The sequence below is a fragment of the Symbiopectobacterium sp. Eva_TO genome (assembly GCF_053848865.1).
In genome coordinates, this window is the sequence record NZ_JBSPEY010000004.1 from 556,850 (window position 1) to 580,119 (window position 23,270).

General features: G+C 48.0%; 18 protein-coding genes and 4 pseudogenes. 13 read left to right on the forward strand and 9 right to left on the reverse strand.

The annotated features are described in order from the left end of the window. The first annotated feature begins 35 nt into the window (after positions 1–35). The 5 genes from sctE (at position 36) to ACWWJF_RS04895 (ending at position 7,028) form a co-directional block, all read left to right on the forward strand. Positions 36–1,976 carry a type III secretion system translocon subunit SctE gene (sctE, locus tag ACWWJF_RS04875; RefSeq protein WP_455868819.1) on the forward strand — a complete coding sequence of 647 codons (1,941 nt, stop codon included), beginning with the start codon at positions 36–38 and terminating at the stop codon, positions 1,974–1,976. Positions 1,977–1,987: 11 nt separating this feature from the next. Next, on the forward strand, positions 1,988–3,106 hold the full coding sequence (locus ACWWJF_RS04880) for a hypothetical protein (RefSeq protein WP_455868820.1): 1,119 nt from the start codon (positions 1,988–1,990) through the stop codon (positions 3,104–3,106). A 64-nt stretch (positions 3,107–3,170) separates the two neighbouring features. Next, on the forward strand, positions 3,171–4,241 hold the full coding sequence (locus ACWWJF_RS04885) for an IpaD/SipD/SspD family type III secretion system needle tip protein (protein ID WP_455868821.1): 1,071 nt from the start codon (positions 3,171–3,173) through the stop codon (positions 4,239–4,241). A gap of 11 nt (positions 4,242–4,252) precedes the next feature. Then, the gene (locus ACWWJF_RS04890) at positions 4,253–6,502 is read left to right on the forward strand and encodes a hypothetical protein (protein WP_455868822.1); all 2,250 of its coding nucleotides are present in this window, start codon (positions 4,253–4,255) and stop codon (positions 6,500–6,502) included. A 286-nt stretch (positions 6,503–6,788) separates the two neighbouring features. After that, positions 6,789–7,028 (forward strand): phosphopantetheine-binding protein, encoded by a 240-nt coding sequence (locus ACWWJF_RS04895; RefSeq protein ID WP_455868823.1) that lies wholly within the window; start codon positions 6,789–6,791, stop codon positions 7,026–7,028. Positions 7,029–7,087: 59 nt separating this feature from the next. Here ACWWJF_RS04895 and ACWWJF_RS04900 read toward each other — a convergent pair. Continuing rightward, positions 7,088–7,624, reverse strand: a pseudogene (locus ACWWJF_RS04900) (integrase core domain-containing protein); the annotation flags it as partial. A gap of 71 nt (positions 7,625–7,695) precedes the next feature. Here ACWWJF_RS04900 and ACWWJF_RS04905 point away from each other — a divergent pair. Continuing rightward, positions 7,696–8,864 (forward strand): IS3 family transposase gene (locus tag ACWWJF_RS04905; protein ID WP_455868400.1). Its coding sequence is split into 2 segments (ribosomal slippage): positions 7,696–7,951 and positions 7,951–8,864, totalling 1,170 coding nucleotides; the frame shifts between segments, so codons are not numbered across the junction. A gap of 7 nt (positions 8,865–8,871) precedes the next feature. Here the strand turns inward: ACWWJF_RS04905 and ACWWJF_RS04910 are convergent. Next, positions 8,872–9,132 (reverse strand): annotated as a pseudogene (locus ACWWJF_RS04910) (helix-turn-helix domain-containing protein); the annotation flags it as partial. Positions 9,133–9,345: 213 nt separating this feature from the next. Here ACWWJF_RS04910 and ACWWJF_RS04915 point away from each other — a divergent pair. Both ACWWJF_RS04915 and ACWWJF_RS04920 read left to right on the forward strand, forming a co-directional pair. Then, a complete protein-coding gene (locus ACWWJF_RS04915; protein ID WP_455868824.1) occupies positions 9,346–10,554 on the forward strand; it encodes an IS256 family transposase in 1,209 nt (402 codons plus the stop codon). 132 nt (positions 10,555–10,686) lie between these two features. Beyond that, positions 10,687–11,531, forward strand: a protein-coding gene (locus tag ACWWJF_RS04920; RefSeq protein WP_455868825.1) for an IS5 family transposase whose coding sequence is annotated in 2 segments (ribosomal slippage) — positions 10,687–11,032 and positions 11,032–11,531 — 846 coding nt in all. Because the reading frame shifts where the segments join, the coding sequence is not laid out codon by codon here. Positions 11,532–11,720: 189 nt separating this feature from the next. Here the strand turns inward: ACWWJF_RS04920 and rof are convergent. Further along, positions 11,721–11,981 carry a Rho-binding antiterminator gene (gene rof / locus ACWWJF_RS04925; RefSeq protein ID WP_455868826.1) on the reverse strand — a complete coding sequence of 87 codons (261 nt, stop codon included), beginning with the start codon at positions 11,979–11,981 and terminating at the stop codon, positions 11,721–11,723. Then, on the reverse strand, positions 11,968–12,168 hold the full coding sequence (locus ACWWJF_RS04930) for a YaeP family protein (protein WP_455868827.1): 201 nt from the start codon (positions 12,166–12,168) through the stop codon (positions 11,968–11,970). Before ACWWJF_RS04930 ends, rof begins: the two co-directional genes overlap by 14 nt. 311 nt (positions 12,169–12,479) lie before the next feature. Here ACWWJF_RS04930 and ACWWJF_RS04935 point away from each other — a divergent pair, with 311 nt between their 5' ends. Together ACWWJF_RS04935 and nlpE are read left to right on the forward strand one after the other, a co-directional pair. After that, entirely contained in the window at positions 12,480–13,028 is a 549-nt protein-coding gene (locus ACWWJF_RS04935) for a YaeQ family protein (protein WP_455868828.1), read from the forward strand. A 97-nt stretch (positions 13,029–13,125) separates the two neighbouring features. Beyond that, on the forward strand, positions 13,126–13,758 hold the full coding sequence (gene nlpE / locus ACWWJF_RS04940; RefSeq protein WP_455870933.1) for an envelope stress response activation lipoprotein NlpE: 633 nt from the start codon (positions 13,126–13,128) through the stop codon (positions 13,756–13,758). A gap of 61 nt (positions 13,759–13,819) precedes the next feature. On the opposite strand, the gene mutS is transcribed toward nlpE, so the two are convergent. Together mutS and ACWWJF_RS04950 are read right to left on the reverse strand one after the other, a co-directional pair. Further along, entirely contained in the window at positions 13,820–16,384 is a 2,565-nt protein-coding gene (gene mutS, locus ACWWJF_RS04945) for a DNA mismatch repair protein MutS (RefSeq protein ID WP_455868829.1), read from the reverse strand. An 86-nt stretch (positions 16,385–16,470) separates the two neighbouring features. Continuing rightward, a protein-coding gene (locus tag ACWWJF_RS04950) for an IS3 family transposase (protein WP_455870934.1) occupies positions 16,471–17,678 on the reverse strand; the annotation gives its coding sequence in 2 pieces (ribosomal slippage) (positions 16,471–17,357 and positions 17,357–17,678; 1,209 coding nt in all). Positions 17,679–17,965: 287 nt separating this feature from the next. Between ACWWJF_RS04950 and ACWWJF_RS04955 the strand changes: the two are divergent. Both ACWWJF_RS04955 and ACWWJF_RS04960 read left to right on the forward strand, forming a co-directional pair. After that, positions 17,966–18,169 (forward strand): annotated as a pseudogene (locus tag ACWWJF_RS04955) (transposase); the annotation flags it as partial. 67 nt (positions 18,170–18,236) lie between these two features. Next, complete coding sequence (locus tag ACWWJF_RS04960; protein WP_455870935.1) at positions 18,237–19,241, forward strand: IS110 family RNA-guided transposase; 1,005 nt, start codon at positions 18,237–18,239, stop codon at positions 19,239–19,241. Here the strand turns inward: ACWWJF_RS04960 and ACWWJF_RS04965 are convergent. Then, on the reverse strand, positions 19,188–19,427 hold the full coding sequence (locus ACWWJF_RS04965; RefSeq protein WP_455868475.1) for a hypothetical protein: 240 nt from the start codon (positions 19,425–19,427) through the stop codon (positions 19,188–19,190). The two genes, ACWWJF_RS04960 and ACWWJF_RS04965, sit on opposite strands and share 54 nt — an antisense overlap. 79 nt (positions 19,428–19,506) lie before the next feature. On the opposite strand from ACWWJF_RS04965, the pseudogene ACWWJF_RS04970 reads away from it, so the two are divergent. After that, positions 19,507–20,223, forward strand: a pseudogene (locus ACWWJF_RS04970) (IS5 family transposase); the annotation flags it as partial. Between the two features lie 948 nt (positions 20,224–21,171). Here the strand turns inward: ACWWJF_RS04970 and ACWWJF_RS04975 are convergent. Together ACWWJF_RS04975 and ACWWJF_RS04980 are read right to left on the reverse strand one after the other, a co-directional pair. After that, positions 21,172–22,212 carry an IS481 family transposase gene (locus tag ACWWJF_RS04975; protein ID WP_455868830.1) on the reverse strand — a complete coding sequence of 347 codons (1,041 nt, stop codon included), beginning with the start codon at positions 22,210–22,212 and terminating at the stop codon, positions 21,172–21,174. 205 nt (positions 22,213–22,417) lie between these two features. Beyond that, positions 22,418–23,262, reverse strand: a protein-coding gene (locus ACWWJF_RS04980) for an IS5 family transposase (protein ID WP_455868831.1) whose coding sequence is annotated in 2 segments (ribosomal slippage) — positions 22,418–22,917 and positions 22,917–23,262 — 846 coding nt in all. Because the reading frame shifts where the segments join, the coding sequence is not laid out codon by codon here. Between the last annotated feature and the right edge of the window lie 8 nt (positions 23,263–23,270).

Here is a 23,270-nt window from a genome sequence, read left to right on the forward strand (position 1 = left end):
GTCTTAAATAAATGGATGTCTCCAAAACAGGTAAAGTGATAAATCTTGCGAATTTGCCATCCAATACTGGAAAAGTAAGCGAAGCAATTTCAACAAAGACGCATATTTCTCAGGTAAAGGGAAAAGCTATTGATCAATTGGCCCAACAACGTGCCAGGGAAATGATTGCTGACGATGTCTCGGCACAAACGGCATCTTTAACCTCGGAGAACGTCGAGTCACCCGCAATTCGCCAATCGACACCGTTAACCAGCAAAGCGCAAATGTTGTTTTTAATGGCGCAGTGTCAGGAGATCACTAATGGGATGGACGCAACGCAACGTGCCAATGCCCTGGCCATATTTTTGACCCAGTCAGAAGCGCGCATGGATAAAGCTCGTGAGCTGTCAGCTCATCTGGATGCGTTGCACCAATCCTATGATGGCCTCGAGGCTGAGTTTAACGAGGCGCAAAAGGGCGTTGACGGTGCAACAGATGATGTGGCTCAAGCGCAACGTAAGCTTGATGAGGCACAGAGCTCGCTGGATGAATTGTTAGAAAAATTAGGTGTTACAGATCCTGATGATCCATCACTGGCAGATGACCCTGACGTAACGCAAGCGAAAAAGGAGATTGCTGATGCGAAAAAAGCGCTAGGCCATGCTCAATCAACGTTGTCCGATGCGCGCGCGATTGCGGAGCAAAAGCTTGCTGCTATGCAGATCGTCCTGAATGACATTAATGCCAGTACGGCAGAAATGAATACAAAGTACAACGATGTGGACTTGACATCAAAAGGTGGTGTCGTATCCAGCAACGCAGTGGTGCAATCAGAGAAAGCGCTGACTAAAACGGCTGTCATGATCATGCTGATCACCGAATTTATTATGCAAGTGGAAGAGGCGTCAGCTGAAAAACTAAAAAACGATCTTGAACTGAACCGCATTCAAACCAAAGCGCGTCAGGCTGAAATGCAGCGTAAATCTGATGAATACGAAGAACAGGTTCGTAAAGCGGAAGAGGCGCAAAAAATGGCCAGCTGCATTGGTAAAGTTTTAGGCGGCCTGGCGATTGCATTAGGGGCAATTACTACCGTATTTGGTGGTGCTGGTGTGGCGTTAATGGCTGTCGGTATCGCCTTGATGGTCGCTGACCCCATTGTTGCGGCTATTACCGGTAAATCATTAACGGATATGGTGATGAATCCCCTTATGGAGCATGTTTTTATGCCCCTCATGAATATTCTGGGCGATATTGTCACGCAGATTTTTGATAAAACACCACTCGGATTACTGCTAAATGCCATCGATAAAGCGACGGGTGCCAACATGATGGATACCATCCATATGGTGGTCACTGCCGCAGTGACTATTGCTGCCATTGTTGCTATTTCTTTAGTGGCTAAAACAGCAGCCAAATTCATGATAGAAAAAATGTCTCAGGCAATGACCTCTGCCATTATGCAGTCAATCAAGCAGGCGATAACGAAGGCCATTAATAAAATTATGCCACAACTTGTTAATAAATCTATGAGACAAGGGAGTGCGGCATTAAGTCGAAGCATGCAATCTGTAACAAAACAGGTTGGGAAAATCACAAAAGAAATTAATAAAAAGCTGGATAAGATTTCAGATAAAGTAAATGCCAATGTCATGAAGGTATTGAGATTAAACGATCCAGAAGATGCGAAGCGCTTAGGTAACATTGCATTGAAACGATTGGAAATGTTGCAAAATGGTGTTCACACGGCGATGCCTGTTGTTCAAAGTGGAATGAGTATTAATATTTCAAATATCAGGCTCCAGGCGACAAAAGCTATTGCCGATTTTAATTTGGCCGCAATGGATGTCAGCATTTTGCGCGATCTTATTAGTAAAATTCTTGCTAATCATGAAGAAGATTCCAAGGTATCTCAATCGGTAAATATGACTTTATCTGACATGTTAAATAGTAAAGCCAAGACTGGGAAGAGTGTTTTAAGAAATATCAGAGCCTAATAGGAGGCGTTATGGCAGTATCTATTGCAAGCACCAATAATACCGTATTCCAACAGCGAGCGACTGCTCTTCCTGAAAAGATGCATCGTAAAGGTATGGATAATACCGGTTTCATCGAGAAATCAAATTCCAAACCTTTGGATACCGCTGACTTGAATCGAAATAGAACGATATTAGTACAGCATGCATCCAGTCACCTTGTTGGTATTGATATTCGAATTCCTGATATCACCAAGCCGGTTTCTGACACGGATGCGAATTTGTTAAGCAAACAAATTTCTTTGTATTCTCAAAGTAGCGCTTTGATGCCCGCACAGAATGAAAAAGTGCCTGTAGTTCCGGAGAAAGAGATAGCTAGCCGGTCAGAGAAAATCATGTCTACGACAAGCTTTCTCGGTGGTTATAACAGCATTCGTTTTGCTCCGTTAATTGAGTTGGCGAAAACTGCGTTATTGAGCAAGCATGCTGAAAATGGCATGAAAACCAAGATGCTGGAAACCAGCCAGAAAAGCCTTGAAAGCTCTGTCGAGCACAGTATGCAGGCTGCTCGGGAGCAGCTTAAAAAGGATCTTACCAGTAGCATTGTGACAATTGGTATGTCGCTGGCTGGTGGAATCAAGTCCCACAAAGGGCATAGTCAGGCTATTAAAGGGTATAAGGTTCAGGGGGCCAAAATTACTCAGCATAAAAATCTGGGTAACGATCTCAATGCTCAAGCAACGCTTTCACGCGGGAAGGATATGAACGATCCTATGTGGGCGCAAGATATGACTCGCTTGAAGCAATCTCCTGGTAGTGAACACGTGAAGGCGCAGAGCGAGGAGTTTCAACTCCAAACCACCCTGAGCGCCTCACAGCAACAAATTGGTGTTGGGCAAGCGATACAGGGTGGAGCCTTAGCAATGGGAACCATTTCTTCCTCTCAGATGATATTGAGTCAGGCTGAGCAGAATGGCCTAGAGCAATTGCGGCAATTTGATAAAGATGTCTTTATGCAGGAGAGCCAACGAAATCATGAAAGAGCCCAGGATGCTGAAAAGCTCAAGGCTGCATTGTTGGCTACGCTCGAAAATATTGCGAAAGACATCAGCGATACTGCCAGTGTTGTTGCCAATAACACCAAAATGTAATTGCTAAACATTGATAATGATATAAAACCGCCTGTTGATACAGGCGGTTTCTTCAGAGGAAAACATGGAAATATTATCCACAACAAGGCCATCATTTTGGGTTGATAGCTATTCACAGGATCAATCTGCTAATAATTTATTTTTGCAGGAACCGATCGCTGATGATATGAATATATTACCCCGCAGTGATGGTACGCATCGCATTCTTCTCGGTCCCTTCTCATTTATCATGGCTGATGGTGGAAAGCTGGAAGATTTTTTAAAAAATTTAAATATTAGTGGCTTTCTTGATGAAATGAAGACTATCCAGGCACGGAGAGAGCTTCTCGGTCATGATGTTAAAAAAAGAATGCGTGTTCTCGATGATCTGTTTTTACAGAATCCTGAATTGAAAAATAAGGCCTTGTCGTCTGATACAAAAGAGCTGGTCTATTCGACGCTGGCAAAACAGGGGAGTTCTTCCTATGCAGATCTAATTTCCAGTTTCTCGCATTCTGACGCGTTTAGTACCTTATCAAGTAAAGAGATTTGTGACCTAATATCTAGTGCAATTGGGGAAATGTCTGAAAGCTATTTGGATGTTTTTCAAAAGGCCGTTGAGAAAAATGCTCAGTTTTATAAAGATTTTTCTGATTTTATGTCCACGCTGCAACAATTTATTTCCGCTAATGGTGATAAAACCATTTTGGATGGCAAAGGATTCAAAAAAAGTCTTCAAGAGTTGATGGATAAATATCCTGTTCCAGGTTTGTCAACGACATTGTTTCCAGTTCAAACGGGGTCTACGGTTCAAGGGGCTAGCCGTGAGGAGTGTGAAGCTTGGGCAAAAGAGTTCGGGCTCAGTGCGAATGACTGTATTTATCAGCTACCCTATGGCACTTACATTGTTCATATTGATATTAGTCCATTGGTTAATATCAATAACTCATTGAAAAATAAAGATATGTCGTTCAACGCAGCACAGTGGTCTGCATGGCAGACTGGCGTTGATATGCAAAAAGATTACATCCAAAACAGCATGCAAACATTAACCCAGAAATTTGCAAATGCACATTCAACGTTTGATAATTTAGTCAAAGTATTGAGTAGCACAATTGCAAGCCTTTTGGAGTGCGATAAGCAATTCTTTGTTTAGGAGGTAGTATGATGAATAATAAAGTTATACAGACACACACAGTGCGTAATTCTTATCCTGCTGTTAGAGGAATAAAGAGAAATGTTAAATTTAAATCACTAAAAAACGTGCGACAATCCAATAAAACATACCGAACTTCTGGCGGGAAGTTCAAAGGCAAAATAGACTTGATAAAGCAAATGGCTCAAGATCCCGCTCTGTGTATTAAGAAAGATTTGATGAGTGTTAGGAACAACTCGAATCGCAATGAAGTGTTAAATGAGAATGTGGAGGCTCAGAAGTCTTGTCCTGAAGATGCGGTAGGAATCAATAAGTTCCTTGACTCACTTCCTAACAGCATCAATTTTTCAAAAAAAATGGAACAGGATGCGATTGAGTTTTGGAAAAGCAAAAAAGATATCAAAGGATTTGGTAATTTTTTATCGGTACTATCTGCTTCTGGTAGTAATAATCAATCTGTACAAAAAGTTAAACAAGCACTGGTTATGATTCAAAAGTTGCATGACTCATGTGCCGATAACGATATTTATAATATTGATGCTATAAAGAAGGATGTTAAATTTCTTGTCGATAATGTAAATGAGTATAAGTTGGGTTTTGATTCACCAATTACGGGTTCTTCGAGAAAAGGCTTTAAAGCACTCGAGTCATTTGATCAATTTATGGATAGAATTTCCGATGCGGCAATATCAAAAGGCTTAGATTATAATAAAGAAATTCATATCATGGTTATGAATGAAATTAAGTCTTTGCCGGATAGCCATTTGCGTGATGTGTTACATAAGGAGTGGGAGAATGGCCCTTTCCGTGAATCAATCCGAGTTTTTGAAAAGATGGAAAATGTTATTAATTCAACGAGTGGGTTCCTGCGTGCGGGTGCTTTTTTTTCTCATCAGCCAATCAAGTTAGATCTCTTTAAGGACTACTTGAAGCGGGAAGGGGGGCCAAAAAACAATGATGAAACGAATGAAGTTCCTGTAAAAAAAGAGGCTGATGCTGGCAAGGAAAATCAGGGGGTAACTTACATTTATAATGATTATAGCACCAATGTAAATGATTTTAGTAAAGTTATTATAGGCGATAGGGTTAATTTTAAATATAACGGTGATTTTATAATTAAAATTAATGCTGATAAATCGAAACCACAAAAAGAAACTGCATTTTCATCTACAGTGAAAACCCGGTCTCAACATTTTGACGATATCCCTGAGACAACAGCGGGTACGTCAGATATTACGGTTAATAGTAACAAGCCTCCCAATGAAACGCTGACCCCACCTGTAACAGTGGGAGGGCGTGCAGGGGATGATGATATCGATGGACCGGCGTTACCCAGAGATGCATCTTCATCGCCAGACATCAATGCCGAACTGAATGTGCGCACGTCAGTCCAACAGGTACAGCCTCAGATAGTGGGTAATCCTGGTTCTTCGATGTCCGCACACCAGACTTCTTATATTGGCCCCTTTACCACGGGTAGAACGGGCGCTGCGCAATTTCAGAAGTATAAGCAGTCCTCTGATAGCGGGCGGTTTGATAAAAAAAATGAGTCTCTGAGTACGCCTTCTAACGATGCTGGTACGGGGATTAAAAGTGATGGTGTTCGTTCACGTGATGAGAATGTCAGTAATCCTAACCCTCACGTTCAGGCAGGAGAAAATCCTGTTAGCGATAGGGTCGCGAATCAAGCGCTTCATGCAGCGTCATTCATTCGGCAACAACAGCAGTTGAACGGTGCTGCTGGTATCAGCAAACAAAAGTCTGATACCTATATGGGACCGCACAGAACGGGTAGGACCGGCGCAGCAGATTTCAAAAAATATGCATCGGATTCAAATGCATCTACAGTAAGCCATGCGCTAAACAGGCCAGGCAGTACCGGGGGTGATGCTGAACCTTTGGCTACAGCGGTCTCAAGCAGCACCATTGAAAGGCGCGTTGTAAACAAAACGGATGCAGCTACCCCGGTTACCAGTGGCGTTGAGCACGCTGCGGGTGTGTCTCAACACAAAGTACGCGTTGAACCTGAAACCTCGAAGGTTGAAATCACAGATGATGTGTTACTGGCGGATTCTGCGTCCGACATCAGCGCTGCCAGAGGGCCCTCTTTGGCCAATCGTTACCAGGTAGCGTCTTCTGGAGAGAAAAATACGGTTACTGCTGCGGGCAACACTGGCTACAAAGGTCCTTTTTGGACGGGAAGGCAAGGTGCTACGGCAAAGCAATCTTATATAAACACTGACAGGTTTGCTAAAAAGTAAACCGTTAACATACTTTTAGGGGCCTTGTTGAATAATAGGGAATCGTGCTGTTTTACTATGCCCATTTTGGTAGAAAATGCTTATCACCTCAGGCATTCCGTTTTCTCATGATGCTTAACTGCATGATTTCACGTTGCTGGAAACAATCGTTTTACTGGGCTGGTAGCATAAAATCTGTTTATTCAACAAAGCCACTTTTAGGATGAGAGGCAGTCTTCCTGTCTGGTGAAAGCGACCTGACGTCATCTTGATCGCCTCGTCCTGTGAGATTGAAAAAGGAATTGTAATGAATCAAAACGTTGAGGAACGCATAAATCATGTGGTTTCTTCTATTATAAATTGTTCCTCTGCGGATATATTACCGGAGAAACATCTATACTATGATCTATTGGCTGATTCACTCATGATGATGGATCTGATGTTAGTGCTCGAACAGGAGTTTGCTCTTAACATTAAAGATAATGCGCTGGACGATGTTAACTATGTTAAGGACCTCTATCGCCTGATTCATGAACGATGCCATTAATTGTATTAGCTCAGACCTGATCTGACAGTTACCGGTTATTTATACAGGTGTCTGTCAGATTAAATCTGGTTCAGATTTTTTTCTGCCCAGACTCGTTTACCATCAAGTAACGTGGCCATTGGCGTACGCCCGCAGCACATTTTACCCTGATGAGTTCGCTCATTATTGTAATGCCACAACCAGTTGTCCAGATCCTTTTGTAGACTTTCTAGGTCCTCGTATAACGTCTTACGGAACGCAACCTGATAAAAATCCTGCAAAATAGTTTTATGGAAGCGCTCGCAGATACCGTTTGTCTGCGGAGACATCGCTTTCGTTTTCGTATGGTCTATATCGTTGATAGCCAAGTACAGCTGATAGTCATGTTGTTCCACTTTACCGCAGTACTCCGTCCCCCTGTCCGTCAGTATTCTTAGCATTGGCAGCCCCTGAGCTTCGTAGAACGGCAGCACGCGATCATTGAGCAGGTAGGCGGCAGAGATCGGTGCTTTACTCGTGTAAAGCTTGCAGTGCGCCACTTTCGAGTACGTATCCACGAACGTCTGCTGGTAGATACGGCCAACACCTTTCAGATTACCCACGTAGAAGGTGTCCTGTAGTGGCACACTGATACTGGCCACCTGATCGGAGGTGATATGCTCACCTCATCAACACGACAGGTGACCTCATGGGTAAACATTTTACGGCGGAATTTAAGCTCGAAGCCGCAAAGCTGGTTGTCGACCACGGCTACACATACGTTAAGGCCGCAGAGGCGGTTAATGTCAGCCATTCTGCCATTAGTCGCTGGGTCAATAAGCTTCGCCTTGAACGACAGGGAAAAACGCCAACGGGACTTCCTCTTACCCCTGAACAGCTCGAGCTGCGTGAGATGAAGAAAAAAGTCCAATGCCTTGAAATGGAGAACGAAATCCTAAAAAAGGCTACGGCGCTCTTAATGTCGGACTCACTCAACGGTTCACGGTAGTCGACAGGCTGAGGGCGCGATACCCGGTCACGGCGTTGTGCCAAACTTTTGAGGTACATCGCAGCAGCTACAGGCACTGGCAGGCTTCCGCTAATGAACCCGACGGTGAGCGCGTGGTTAAGTGTAGTCGCGTCATGGAAGCCTGGAACGCCAGCGGCGGCTCTGCCGGCGCTCGAAGTATCGCGACCATCGTCACCGGCAGCTCTGGTGTCAAAATGGGGCGCTGGCTGGCTGGCAAGCTGATGAAGGAGCTGGGTATCGCCAGCTGCCAGCGACCGGCTCACAAATACAAACGCGGCGGCAATGAACACGTTGAAATACCGAACTATCTCAACCGCCAGTTCGCGGTTACCGCGCCGGATCAGGTCTGGTGCGGCGATGTGACCTACATCTGGACGGGCAAATGCTGGGCTTACCTTGCGGTGGTGCTAGACCTGTTCGCCCGCAAACCGGTGGGCTGGGCCATGTCGACGTCGCCGGACTCGGCGCTGACAGTTAAAGCGTTGCAGATGGCCTGGGAACTCCGGGGACAACCAACAGGAGTCATGTTCCACAGCGACCAGGGCAGCCACTATACCAGCCGTCAATACCGGCAAGCCCTGTGGCGCTGCCGGATAAAGCAGAGTATGAGTCGGCGGGGTAACTGCTGGGATAATGCGCCAATGGAGCGGTTCTTCCGCAGCCTGAAGACAGAATGGGTGCCGACAAAGGGTTACAACAGCTTCAGCGAAGCCCAGGACGCGATTATCCGCTACATCACGGGGTATTACAGCGCTATCCGGCCTCACTGGTATAACGGCGGCTTAACTCCAAACGAATCTGAGCGACTGTTCTACATACAGTCTAATGCGGTGGCCAATATTAGTTGACCACTACACCATGAGCCGGGAACTCAATGGCGTAATCAACAACCGCACGTTCAGTGGCTTCATCAGCACGGTTTTTCAGGTTGGGAACCCGGCGGTTTTGGTTAACCAGAGCGTCAATGCCGCCTTCTGCCGCCAGTTCCTGATAGCTATAAAACGTGTCGCGTGACACCCCCATGATTTTACAGGCTTTTGATACGTTACCGAGTTCTTCGGCGAGATTGAGCAGGCCGGCTTTGTGTTTGATGATGGGATTGTTAGTATGAAGCATGAGAGTTACCTCGTGTTTTGTATAAGGATTCGACACCCATATCAAAACCGGTAACTCTCAACCTTTCAAGGTCCAGTGTCAGATCAAGTCGCGACTAATACACATTAATATAAATGTGGGTCGGGTTTTTACTCGGCCCATGACCCTGTACATAAATTTGTGTAATTGCCTGATTTTGATATGTTCAATCCAACATCAAAAACAGGTTAATTTATGGACGAAAAACAGTTGCAGGCTCTGGCTAACGAACTGGCCAAAAATCTCAAAACCCCTGACGATCTCAGCCAATTCGATCGCCTGCTGAAGAAAATCAGCGTTGAGGCTGCTCTCAACGCCGAAATGTCCCACCATCTGGGCTACGATAAAAATCAGCCCAAACCGGGGGCCAACTCCCGCAACGGCTATTCCACAAACACCGTGACCACCGGGGATGGCCCTCTGGAACTACGTACTCCGCGCGATCGTGATGGCTCCTTCGAACCACAACTGGTGAAGAAAAACCAGACCCGGATCACCGGGATGGATAACCAAATCCTGTCCCTGTACGCCAGAGGGATGACCACCCGCGAGATAGCGTCTGCGTTCAAAGAGCTGTATGACGCGGATGTCTCACCGGCGCTGGTCTCGAAGGTCACCGACGCCGTGATGGAACAGGTTACTGAATGGCAAAATCGTCCACTGGATGCAGTCTATCCCATTGTTTACCTTGACTATATCATCCTGAAGGTCCGGCAGGACAGTCGCGTCATCAATAAATCCGTGTTCCTGGCACTGGGTATCAACATCGAGGGCCAGAAAGAACTGCTGGGTATGTGGCTGGCCGAAAACGAGGGCGCGAAGTTCTGGCTCAATGTGCTGACAGAACTAAAAAACCGCGGCCTGAACGATATCCTCATCGCCTGTGTCGACGGTCTGAAAGGCTTCCCGGACGCCATCAACGCGGTGTATCCGAAAGCCCGCATCCAGCTGTGCATCGTGCACATGGTACGCAACAGCCTGAGGTTCGTCTCTTGGAAGGACTACAAAGCCGTCACACGCGACCTGAAAGCCATCTATCAGGCCGCTACGGAAGAAGCAGGCCAGCAGGCGCTGGAAGCATTCGCCAGCGCATGGGACAGCCGCTATCCACAGATAAGCCGGAGCTGGCAGACGAACTGGAGCAATCTGGCAACGTTCTTCGCTTACCCGGCTGATATCCGCAAAGTCATCTACACAACCAACGCCATCGAGTCGCTGAATAGTGTGATCCGGCATGCGATTAAAAAATGCAAGGTGTTCCCGACTGACGACGCAGTGAAAAAGGTGGTGTGGCTGGCAATCCAGTCGGCCTCACAGAAATGGACGATGCCACTGCGGGACTGGCGTATGGCAATGAGCCGTTTTATTATCGAGTTCGGTGACCGCCTGGACGGTCACTACTGAGAAAGGCATTTACACAGAATCATGTACAGGGTCTACTCGGCGTCATATTAATCTATGCGTTGTGGGGCCTGCTAGGCTGTGTCCCTTAATCCCATGAGTTATAATAACTTTTTTTCTACATCATTTTGAACTATGGCTCGCTACGACCTTCCCGATGAAGCATGGGCTATCATCCAGCCCTTACTCCCTGCTGAACCAGCAACACCACAGGCCGGACGCCCATGGGCTGAGCATCGCATGATTATCAATGGCATGTTCTGGGGGCTGTGCTCTGGTGCCCCATGGCGTGATTTACCTGAGCGATACGGCCCATGGAAAACCGTTTATAACCGCTTTAACCGATGGTCAAAATCGGGAGTCATTAACATTATTTTCAATAAGTTACTTTCATCACTTGATACCCATGGCCTCCTGGACTGGTCAGCGACTGCGCTGGATGGTAGCAATATCAGGGCGCTGAAATGTGCTGCCGGTGCTCAAAAAAACATCCCGATATCACCGGAGATAATGGGCTGGGTCGCTCTCGAGGTGGTTTTGGCACCAAAATCCATATGGCTACAGACGGAAGTGGTCTTCCGTTAAACATCGTGTTGAGCCCCGGTCAGGCTCATGAAAGTCAGTTTGCACTACGTCTTTTGGACGGTATTGGTGTTCAACGCCAGAACGGCAGTATGAAACGCCGTGGTCATGCGGTACTCGCTGACAAGGCGTACTCCGGGCATGTATTACGTAACGAGCTGAAAAACAGAGGTATAAAAACTGTCATCCCCCGAAAATCCACTGAAAAAATGGCGGTGGATGGTCGTTCAAAGCTCGAGCGTGACGCCTACCGCAATCGGAACGTTGTTGAGCGGTGCTTTGGCCGTCTGAAAGAATATCGTCGCATTGCGACACGTTACGACAAAACGGCGAGGAATTATCTGGCAATGTTGAAACTGGGCTGCATCCGCCTGTTTTACCAGAGGTTATGTAATTAAGGGACACAGCCTAATGTTTGCTTATAAAGCTTCGTCTAGGATGTGTTTATTGTCACTCGGGTTTTTATCGGGGATTGGGTTTCTATCTTATCAACTACGGCAAGTATCGAATTTTTTGTCCTAATGCAAAACGGACAACCTGGGTTGTCCGTTGACTAAGTGTTTATCACGTGTTGGTTGCGTGACCAATCAGGATTCACTCACCACCACTTTGCCGATACCTGGATTACTGAAGCTCACGATATGATCCAGACGCAACTCTCGTAGTGCGCCATTTTCTTCCACCACCAGATATTCCACTTGCTTGCGCGAGATAATGTCCTTGGCCTTGCCTGTAAGGGTTTCACCGCTGCGCAACTCTAGCGTCAGCGTCAGATGTTGCTGGCACGTAGCCTCAAGGCTATCGTAATCATCACAATTGATGGGTTGATATTCGTTACTCATTGACATAATCGCTCACCAATAAGTTAGCTGCGGCGAAGGCCGCCTGTTCCCTGAGGGTGGACGGCAAGTCGCCATTGGCTGCGATCCCATCCAGAGTTTGCAAAACACAACCTAATGCATCGGGTATGTAGCCCAGATTGCCGCTGGCGATCTCCGCGTATAAACGACGAACCAATTCAGAATGTTGCTGCACAATATCCTCCCTTGGAAGCCCACCGCCGTAGGCTTTTGTGCCTGTTGTCGCCGCGATGGCCTCGTTTTTTGCTGATAAGGGGAGATAATCCCACGAAAATAAGTATTCGTTATCAAAAGGACTATAGCATAGGCATCAGCAGGATATCAGCATTCCGGTGTTAAGCAATGCTTCAGTTAGCGCACAATTTTAACCTTTTTACACAATATACTTGAAGCTGTGACCGGTCTGTTTTCTGAATTGTTATCGGTATGCTGTGCGTCTCACCGGTTCACAAGGTACACTGGTTGCAGACGGAGAAGAGGTATCGAATGGCATTAAAAGCAACGATTTATAAAGCAGCAGTGAACATTGCGGATTTGGATCGCTCTTTTTTTTACGATGCCAATTTGACCTTGGCACAGCACCCCTCAGAAACTGAACAGCGTATGATGCTGCGACTGCTGGCGTGGATCTGTCATGCGGATGAAAATTTACGCTTCACCAAGGGGTTATGTGCCGATGACGAACCGGAAATCTGGTTGCGTGATGACATACTGGCGCTGAAGCTGTGGATTGAATTGGGGTTGCCAGATGAGCGTCGGCTCAAAAAAGCCTGCAACCAGTCTCCTAACGTTGTGCTCTATGTCTATGGTGAGCGAGCGGCCCATGTCTGGTGGCAATCGATGGAGCAAAAGTTGCGGCCGTATCGCAATCTTGCCGTCCGTTTTTTAGACGATCGCCAATTGCAAGCGTTGGCTGCTGCAATGGCACAGCGCACGATGACGTTACAGGCAACCCTTCAGGATCGTTCGGTGTGGTTGTCTGATGATAAGAATAATCTGGAAATTACCTTTGCCGAGTGGCAACCGGCCCAATAATCGTCATGATCCTGGGTGACAGGAGAAGGTAGGGAGGAAAATAGCGTGAAAAAAATGGCGCTTGGCTTACTACTGGTTTTTTTTGGCAGCAGGGTTGATGGGATGTCATACGCCCAAACCAGTGCGTGAGGAAGCATTGCAGCCCATGGCGCAGAGTTATCGTGGTGTATTACCTTGTGCAGATTGTGCCGGTATCGATACGTTATTATTCCTGGCTGAAAATGGCACGTTTATACTGCAACATCATTATCAAACCGATCGCCCCGGCAATCGCGTGTTTGCCACCTATGGCAGATGGGCGCGCACGGCGGATAAGCTCGTGCTCACCGATGTGCAAGGCGAAAAAAGTTACTTCAGAGCGCTGGATAATGGTCTGGAAATGCTCGATCGGGACGGTGCGCCGATTGTATCGTCCAACACCTATCGTCTGACGGCGACCAAAGCGCTGTTGCCTACTACCCCGATGGCAATGCGTGGTTTGTACCGCTATATGGCCGATGCGGCGGTGTTTGCTGATTGTTTTACCGGTGTCACCTACCCGGTGGTAAATAATATCGTGATGGAAAAACGCTATTTACAGGTGCGTAAATCATCGGGAGACGCGGTGCTGCTTACCTTCAGCGCGCATTTTGCCGTTGTGCCTTCGATGGAAGAGGGGAGGGAGGTAAAAAGCCTGGTCCCGAGCAGTGCGCCATTTCAGATGAAAGCGCAAGACCACTGTAACGAGTAACAATACCAAAGCGATCGGATAAAAAAAGGCCTTCCTGAGAAAGGCCGCTTGCCATGAAAAGTTACACCATCGCTTTCAGTTTATACAGCCATTCCAGCGCCTGACGCGGCGCTAACGTATCGGGATCCAGCGCTTCCAGTGCTTGGACCGCCGGAGCGGTCTCTTCGCTGGTTAACAACGCCAGTTGCGGACCATCCACATGGCTGGCAGAGGCGTGATTGGAAAGTGATTCAAGCTCTTTAAGCTTTTGCCGCGCACGTTTAATCACCTCTTTGGGCACACCCGCCAGCGCTGCAACGGCGAGGCCGTAGCTCTTGCTGGCGGCACCCTCCTGAACACTGTGCATAAACGCAATGGTGTCACCGTGCTCCAGAGCATCCAGATGTACATTCGCAACGCCTTCCATTTTTTCTGGCAAATGGGTTAATTCAAAGTAATGGGTTGCAAACAATGTCATGGCCTTGATGCGCTGCGCCAGATTTTCAGCACAGGCCCAGGCCAGGGATAAACCATCATAGGTCGATGTGCCTCGCCCAATTTCATCCATCAATATCAGGCTGTTGGCGGTGGCATTGTGCAGAATGTTGGCCGTCTCCGTCATCTCCATCATGAACGTAGAACGCCCTGAGGCGAGATCGTCTGCGGCACCAATACGTGTGAATATGCGATCAACTGGCCCAATAGTGGCCTTATCAGCAGGTACAAAGCTGCCAATATGGGCCATCAGCACGATCAGCGCGGCCTGACGCATATAGGTACTCTTACCGCCCATGTTCGGGCCGGTAACGATCAGCATACGACGCTGCGGTGTGAGCGACAGCGGGTTGGCAATAAACGGCTCGCTCAACACTTGCTCCACCACCGGATGGCGTCCTCCTTCAATTTTTAACCCTGGCAGTTCACTCAGCGTCGGGCATACATAATTCAGCGTATCTGCTCGTTCTGCCAGGTTGGTGAGAACATCAATTTCTGCCAACGCGGCAGCACTTTGTTGCAATGCTTCAAGGTGCGGCAACAGTTGGTCAAACAAGTCGTCGTATAGGGCTTTTTCCAGCGCCAGCGCCTTGCCTTTGGACGTGAGCACTTTATCTTCGTACTCTTTCAATTCAGGAATAATGTAGCGTTCGGCATTCTTCAGCGTTTGGCGGCGTACATAGTGAATCGGCACCAAATGGCTCTGTGCGCGGCTCACCTGGATGTAATAACCGTGCACGCCGTTAAATCCGACTTTGAGGGTATCAAGTCCCAGTTTTTCGCGCTCACGTATCTCCAAACGATCGAGGTAATCGCTGGCACCGTCAGCCAGCGCACGCCATTCATCCAGTTCGGCGTTATAGCCGCTGGCGATCACACCACCATCGCGCACCAGCACCGGTGGCGCTTCCACCACGGCGCGTTCCAACAGTGCGCACAGTTCGTCAAACTGATGAACATGCTGAGAAAGCTGTTGGACATAGTCTTCGGTGCTTTCTGCCAGCAGAGCATGGATGGCCGGATACTGGTGAAATGCATGGCGCATCCGTGCCAGATCGCGCGGTCTGGCGGTACGCAGCGCCAGACGAGCCAAAATACGCTCCAGGTCGCCAATCTGCCGCAATGGCGGCTGGAGTGCTTCCGCCAGTGGCTGCAACGCGCGAATGGTGCTCTGGCGTTGCGCTAGCGCTTGTCTGTCACGCGTGGGCATATGCAACCAGCGCTTAAGCATACGGCTGCCCATCGGAGTGACGGTGCAGTCCAGAATGGCTGCAAGCGTATTTTCGACGCCGCCTGCCAAATTCTGTGTCAGCTCCAGATTACGACGCGTGGCGGCATCCATAATGATGCCGTCTTGCTGGCGTTCCATGGTGATGCTGCGGATATGTGGCAGTGAGGTTCGCTGGGTATCTTTGGCATACTGTAGCAAGCAGCCGGCGGCACGCAGCGCCAGTTTCGCCTGCTCAACCCCCAACCCTATCAGGTCGCGTGTGCCAAACTGCATATTGAGCTGCTGCCGCGCGGTTTCCAACTCAAATTCCCACAGCGGACGGCGGCGCAACCCATGGCGATGTTCGATCAAATGAGCGGCACCAAACGATTCCGGATAAAGCAACTCAGCAGGATTGGTGCGTTGCAGCTCTGCCGCCATGGTCTCTTCATCGGCCGGCTCCATAACGCGAAAACGCCCGGAGCTGATATCCAATGTAGCATAGCCAAAGCCACGCCCGTCCTGCCAAATGGCTGCTAAAAGATTGTCCTGTTTTTCCTGCAACAGTGCTTCGTCGCTGATCGTCCCTGGGGTGACGATACGTACCACTTTGCGTTCTACGGGGCCTTTGCTGGTCGCTGGATCGCCAATTTGTTCGCAGATGGCGACGGATTCGCCTTGCTGCACCAGTTTTGCCAGGTAGTTTTCAACTGCGTGCTGCGGAACGCCTGCCATGGGGATGGGTTCACCGGCCGAAGCACCGCGTTTGGTAAGTGAAATATCCAATAGCTGTGACGCACGTTTGGCATCATCGTAAAACAACTCATAAAAGTCGCCCATGCGGTAAAACAGCAGGATGTCGGGATGCTGAGCCTTTAGCCTGAAATACTGCTGCATCATGGGCGTATGGTCGGTGAAATCCTTCTCGATGGGTTCATTCATCTCTGTCTTACTCATTTTTAGCTATTGGGGATTCAATGGACAAGTCACTTGATCTTGACCCACCATCTCCGGACAGCTTTTGTATCTTAAGTTAACGATGCCCGCTGGCGCCGATATTCTCTTGGGGAGTTGTATCCCAGCGCACTGTGCGGATGGTTTTCATTGTAATGATTGAACGCCGCTGCAAGGTTCTTCAGCGCTGTTCGCACATCGGGTTTTGGCATGAAGGCGATGTAATCTTCCTTCATCGTCTTCACGAACCGTTCTGCCATGCCGTTACTCTGTGGACGGCTCACTGCTGTTGTGCAGGGCTCCAGATTCCGTTCTCTGGCGAACTTCCGCGTTTCATGCGCTGTGTACGCTGAACCATTATCCGTCAGCCATTGCACTGGTTTATCCGGCAGCGCGCTACCGAAGCGTTTTTCCACCGACCTCAGCATCACATGCTGCACGGTTGAACTGTCATAACCCCTGGTGCTCGCTGCCCAGTCTATGGCCTCCCGGTCGCAGCAGTCCAGTGCGAACGTCACCCGCAGCTTCTCGCCGTTGTCACAACCGAACTCGAAGCCATCTGAGCACCAGCGCATATCGCTCTCTGCTACCGCGATTTTGCCTTTATGCTCCCGCTTCGGACGTTCAGTTTTATCATGCAACAACAGCAGGTTATGCTCGCTCATTATCCTGTAAAGCCGTTTGGCGTTCACCGGTGGAAGTCCCTCTGCACGACGTTGCTTACGCAGGATACCCCACACTCGGCGGTAACCGTAACTGGGCATGTCGCTGATGATACGGAGGATGTCCGATAATATCTCAGCATCAGTTTCGTCATTACGCCGGTTGCTGCGCCTGTCCAGCCAGTCGGCAGAACGGTTAACCCGCAGTGACAGCTGCGCACGCGACACGCTCATGGCGCGGCTGACCAGAGCTATTCCCCGTCCTTTGGCAACAAGGGCGCGTGCGCTATCCATTTTCGCGACTGGCGGTACTCCACTGCTTCTTTGAGGATCTCAACTTCCATCGTCTTCTTACCCAGAAGGCGCTGTAGCTCCCGGACCTGCTTGAGGGCAGTCGCCAGCGCCGAAGCTGGAACCACTTCTTCTCCGGCCGCAACGGCGGTGAGGCTTCCTTCCTGGTATTGCTTCTTCCACTTAAACAAAAGGCTGGGCTGGATGCCATGCAGGCGGGCTACATGGGAGACGTTCATCCCCGGCTCCATTGTCTGCTGAATGATGGCGATTTTCTCTTGCGGAGTTTTACGCTTACGGACTTCTTGCCCTAACAGGATCCCGGTCATTTCAAAATTAGCATGATTGTTAGACATATATCTAAGCCTATCTCTTATCTGGAGATACAGCTACTGTCTGGTGTTACAGGGGGCTACATCACAATGGACAAGTCACTTATGCTGCAAGCATTTGCTTAAACCAAAATAGCCTGCCTGCAACATTTCTACACCAGGGTACGGTATATCTTACCACTTCCCCCGCAGGGATTCACCCACAGAGGGGCTTTGTTGAATAAATAGAAAGTTTGGGTAATCATCGGATCAGATCACCATAGTTGTTTCAACATCAGGTCTCCATGGCAAAACAAAATTTTAAAATCACTAACTGGCCCTCCTATAACAAGGCCCTCAAGCAGCGCGGTTCTCTAACCGTATGGCTAGATGAATCAGCCATTGCTGCATGGACGGAAAAAACGACTACTGAACGGCGTGGACGACCGCTCCACTACTCAGATATGGCCATCACCACAGTCCTGATGATGAAACGCGTGTTTGGCCTAATGAGATGGTCACCCCCACCCTGTGAGCGGTACGCTGACAGGGTGTTTCTTTATGGAGAAGGCCATCATGCAAAACGTCACGCTTATTGGTATCGATCTCGGCAAACATTCTTTTCACATTCATTGTCAGGATAAATCAGGCAAGGCATTACTGCGGAAAAAGTTTACCCGCACCAAACTCATCGAGTTTCTGGCTACGTGTACACCTACTACCGTTGTAATGGAAGCCTGCGCCGGTGCCCATTTTATGGCTCGTCGGATCAGTGAGCTGGGGCATGAAGTAAAGTTGATCTCTCCGCAGTTTGTCCACCCTTTTGTCAAGAGCAACAAGAACGATTTCGTTGATGCCGAAGCAATATGCGAAGCCGGATCACGCCCTTCCATGCGGTTTGTGCAGCCAAGAACTGAGGCTCAACAGGCTATGCGAGCCTTGCATCGGGTCAGGGAGTCGTTGGTCAGAGACAACGTTAAAACGACTAACCAAATGCATGCTTTTTTACTGGAGTTTGGTATCAGCATGCCGAAAGGTATTGCCGTAATCAAAAGGCTTTCAGCTGTTCTGGCTGATAATGACTTGCCACCTTATCTGGCACAGTTGCTGCTTCGATTACACGATCATTACCAATATTTGGTTGGGCAGATAGCAGAGCTCGAAAGAGAACTTGGGCAGGCACTCTCTCTAGATGAAACTGGCCAGCATTTAATGACCATCCCTGGTGTTGGACCGATAACAGCCAGCGTTTTGTCATCACAGTTAGGCGATGGCAAGCAATATGAAAACAGTCGTAATTTTGCCGCTTCCACCGGTCTTGTACCCCGCCAATACAGTACTGGAGGGAAGAATACTCTGCTGGGTATTAGCAAGCGTGGAGATAAAAACCTTCGCCGATTGCTTGTTCAATGTGCGCGGGTATTTATCCTAAGAATTGACCATCAATCAGGGAGATTAGCTGATTGGGTAAGGTCTCAGTTGGGCAGGAAACATTCTTGCGTTGTGTGCTGTGCATTAGCAAATAAATTAGCTCGAATAGCTTGGGCAATAACGACACGAAATACCGTGTTTGAACAGTAATGCTGGTCTAACAGTCAGCAATTTAACGAAGTTACCCATCTGGTTTTGCGAAGACTGATTATTGATGACATGAACGGCCTGACGGCCTGATATAAAACCAAAAAATGAAAATGGCTCAATGAAGCCGATGGCCTTTTTAGGAATATCAGGTGCGAAACTCATCGTGGCGCGGGCATCCTTGGCCATAAAGACGCCGGATAGATTTAAGCAAGCCCACCATTAATCAAAGATCAGTGTTGCAAAAATGGGGGTGACCATAGATTCATTGAGGGCTTTACAGGGTTTTGTTGACTCGATTTTTAAACTGATTAAATTGTCGCTGCATTGTCCAGACTATTCGCTGCTCAGCAAGCGAGCAAAGACAGTGAACATCAGCATAAAAACGCCAACCCGTGGTGAAATCTCACATCTGGTCATTGATGGAACCGGCCTGAAGGTCTTTGGCGAAGGCGAATGGAAAGTCCGGCAGCATGGTGCCGACAGACGCAGGGTGTGGCGTAAGCTGCATCTGGCAGTAGACAGTGCGACGCATGAGATTATCTGTGCGGATTTGTCGCTCAGTGGTACGACGGATGCCCAGGCTCTACCGGCACTGATAAACCAGACCTACCGGAAAATCAGAGAGGCATCGGCTGACGGCGCTTACGATACAGGTTACTGCCATGATGCTCTGCTGAGGAAGAAAATAAGGCCGCTTATCCCGCCGCGAAGGGGGGCGCAATATTGGCCGGACCACTACCACGAGCGTAACCACGCTGCTGCAAATCAGCGCCTGAGCGGCAGCAACGATACCTGGAAAAAGAAAGTGGGCTATCACCGACGCTCAGTGGCTGAAACGGCCATGTTCCGGTTCAAAACGCTTCTGGGTGGTCATCTAAGTCTGCGTGACTACGATGCTCAGGTGGGTGAAGCCATGGCGATGGTCAAAGCGCTTAACCGGATCACGCTATTAGGAATGCCGAACAGTATTCGCATCACGTAACAATCGACCTGGGGCACAGTCGTTACAAGTTCTGATTTATTCAACAAAGCCCCACAGAGGTTCACTATCCGGAACGTTATCAAAGCAGTAGTGGAAAATGTATCTGATTCTGATACCAGCCTCTTCATGCGCGAAGCGTATCGTAAATTTAGATGGATGATTTGCAAACGATAGGCATGGATACCGATCGGTATGATGATAATGCGACGAATACCCAGGATGACTACGATGCCATTTTTTCCTTTGCGTCAGGTAAAAATTGTTGGATTTGCTACTGGGCTTTGTTGAATAAACAGATTTTATGCTACCAGCCCAGTAAAATGATTGTTTCCAGCAACGTAAAATCATGCAGTTAAGCATCATGAGAAAACGGAATGCATGAGGTGATAAGCATTTTCTACCAAAATGGGCATAGTAAAACAGCACGATTCCCTATTATTCAACAAAGCCTTGCTACTGCTAAAGTATTGTCAATTTGTTCCGTTATTAAATGTGTTGATGACATTTTCGTAGTGTCTATTTTGGTGCAACTCTGTAAATTAATATGGAAAATTCTTAGTTAATGGTGGAGTTTTCTTATTTTAAATCATTCCTTGAAATTTGGTTTGTTTTAGATCATTGATTTGTAAATTTTTATATATATCTATTTTTGTGCGTGTGTTTTGTTCTTAGGAAAATTAATCTTTTGTCGGTTGATGTAAAAGATAAAAAACTATTGATATATTTTTATGTTTGCATAAAATGCCTATTAATTGTTATGCGTTGGCGAAATTATAGAGAGGTAGCAAGTAGGATAATTCGGAAAAATGAACGATGAAAGTAAATACTACAAAAATATTTAATGGACTGAGTTGTGTAAGTTGTCAGTTTCGGTGTGAATTATTACCTTTTGTATTAGCTCAGACCTGATCTGACAGTTACCGGTTATTTATACAGGTGTCTGTCAGATTAAATCTGGTTCAGATTTTTTTCTGCCCAGATTCGTTTACCATCAAGTAACGTGGCCATTGGCGTACGCCCGCAGCACATTTTACCCTGATGAGTTCGCTCATTATTGTAATGCCACAACCAGTTGTCCAGATCCTTTTGTAGACTTTCTAGGTCCTCGTATAACGTCTTACGGAACGCAACCTGATAAAAATCCTGCAAAATAGTTTTATGGAAGCGCTCGCAGATACCGTTTGTCTGCGGAGACATCGCTTTCGTTTTCGTATGGTCTATATCGTTGATAGCCAAGTACAGCTGATAGTCATGTTGTTCCACTTTACCGCAGTACTCCGTCCCCCTGTCCGTCAGTATTCTTAGCATTGGCAGCCCCTGAGCTTCGTAGAACGGCAGCACGCGATCATTGAGCAGGTCGGCGGCAGAGATCGGTGCTTTACTCGTGTAAAGCTTGCAGTGCGCCACTTTCGAGTACGTATCCACGAACGTCTGCTGGTAGATACGGCCAACACCTTTCAGATTACCCACGTAGAAGGTGTCCTGCGACCCCAGATAACCCGGGTGAGCAGTCTCTATTTCACCACAGGCTTCGTCGTCGTGCGCCTTCTTCTCCAGTGCAGCGATTTGAGCATCAGTAAGTACGATGCCTTCTCTGGCAACTTTTTCCTCAAGTGCCTTCAGGCGCTTACGAAAGTTTTCCAGATCGTGTCGTTGCCAGATGGAGCGCACACCGCTGCCAGAAATGAAGACGCCTTTTTTACGCAGCTCATTACTGGTCCGGTGCTGGCCATGAGCCGGGAACTCAATGGCGTAATCAACAACCGCACGTTCAGTGGCTTCATCAGCACGGTTTTTCAGGTTGGGAACCCGGCGGTTTTGGTTAACCAGAGCGTCAATGCCGCCTTCTGCCGCCAGTTCCTGATAGCGATAAAACGTGTCGCGTGACACCCCCATGATTTTACAGGCTTTTGATACGTTACCGAGTTCTTCGGCGAGATTGAGCAGGCCGACTTTGTGTTTGATGATGGGATTGTTAGTATGAAGCATGAGAGTTACCTCGTGTTTTGTATAAGGATTCGACACCCATATCAAAACCGGTAACTCTCAACCTTTCAAGGTCCAGTGTCAGATCAAGTCGCGACTAATACACATAACGGCAGCCCCGGCGGGAAGCATCCTGTCCGCCAACTCTGATTTATTCAACAAAGCCGTGGCCAGTATCAGTGTGCCACTACACACTAGGCTGTGTCCCTTAATTACATAACCTCTGGTAAAACAGGCGGATGCAGCCCAGTTTCAACATTGCCAGATAATTCCTCGCCATTTTGTCGTAACGTGTCGCAATGCGACGGTATTCTTTCAGACGGCCAAAGCACCGCTCAACAACGTTCCGATTGCGGTAGGCGTCACGATCGAGCTTTGAACGACCATCCACCGCCATTTTTTCAGTGGATTTTCGGGAGATGACAGTTTTTATACCTCTGTTTTTCAGCTTGTTACGTAATACATGCCCGGAGTACGCCTTGTCAGCGAGTACTGCATGACCACGGCGTTTCATACTGCCGTTCTGGCGTTGAACACCAATACCGTCCAAAAGACGTAGTGCAAACTGACTTTCATGAGCCTGACCGGGGCTCAACACGATGTTTAACGGAAGACCACTTCCGTCTGTAGCCATATGGATTTTGGTGCCAAAACCACCTCGAGAGCGACCCAGCCCATTATCTCCGGTGATATCGGGATGTTTTTTTGAGCACCGGCAGCACATTTCAGCGCCCTGATATTGCTACCATCCAGCGCAGTCGCTGACCAGTCCACGAGGCCATGGGCATCAAGTAATGAAAGTAACTTATTGAAAATAATGTTAATGACTCCCGATTTTGACCATCGGTTAAAGCGGTTATAAACGGTTTTCCATGGGCCGTATCGCTCAGGTAAATCACGCCATGGGGCACCAGAGCACAGCACCCAGAACATGCCATTGATAATCATGCGATGCTCAGCCCATGGGCGTCCGGCCTGTGGTGTTGCTGGTTCAGCAGGGAGTAAGGGCTGGATGATAGCCCATGCTTCATCGGGAAGGTCGTAGCGAGCCATAGTTAAAA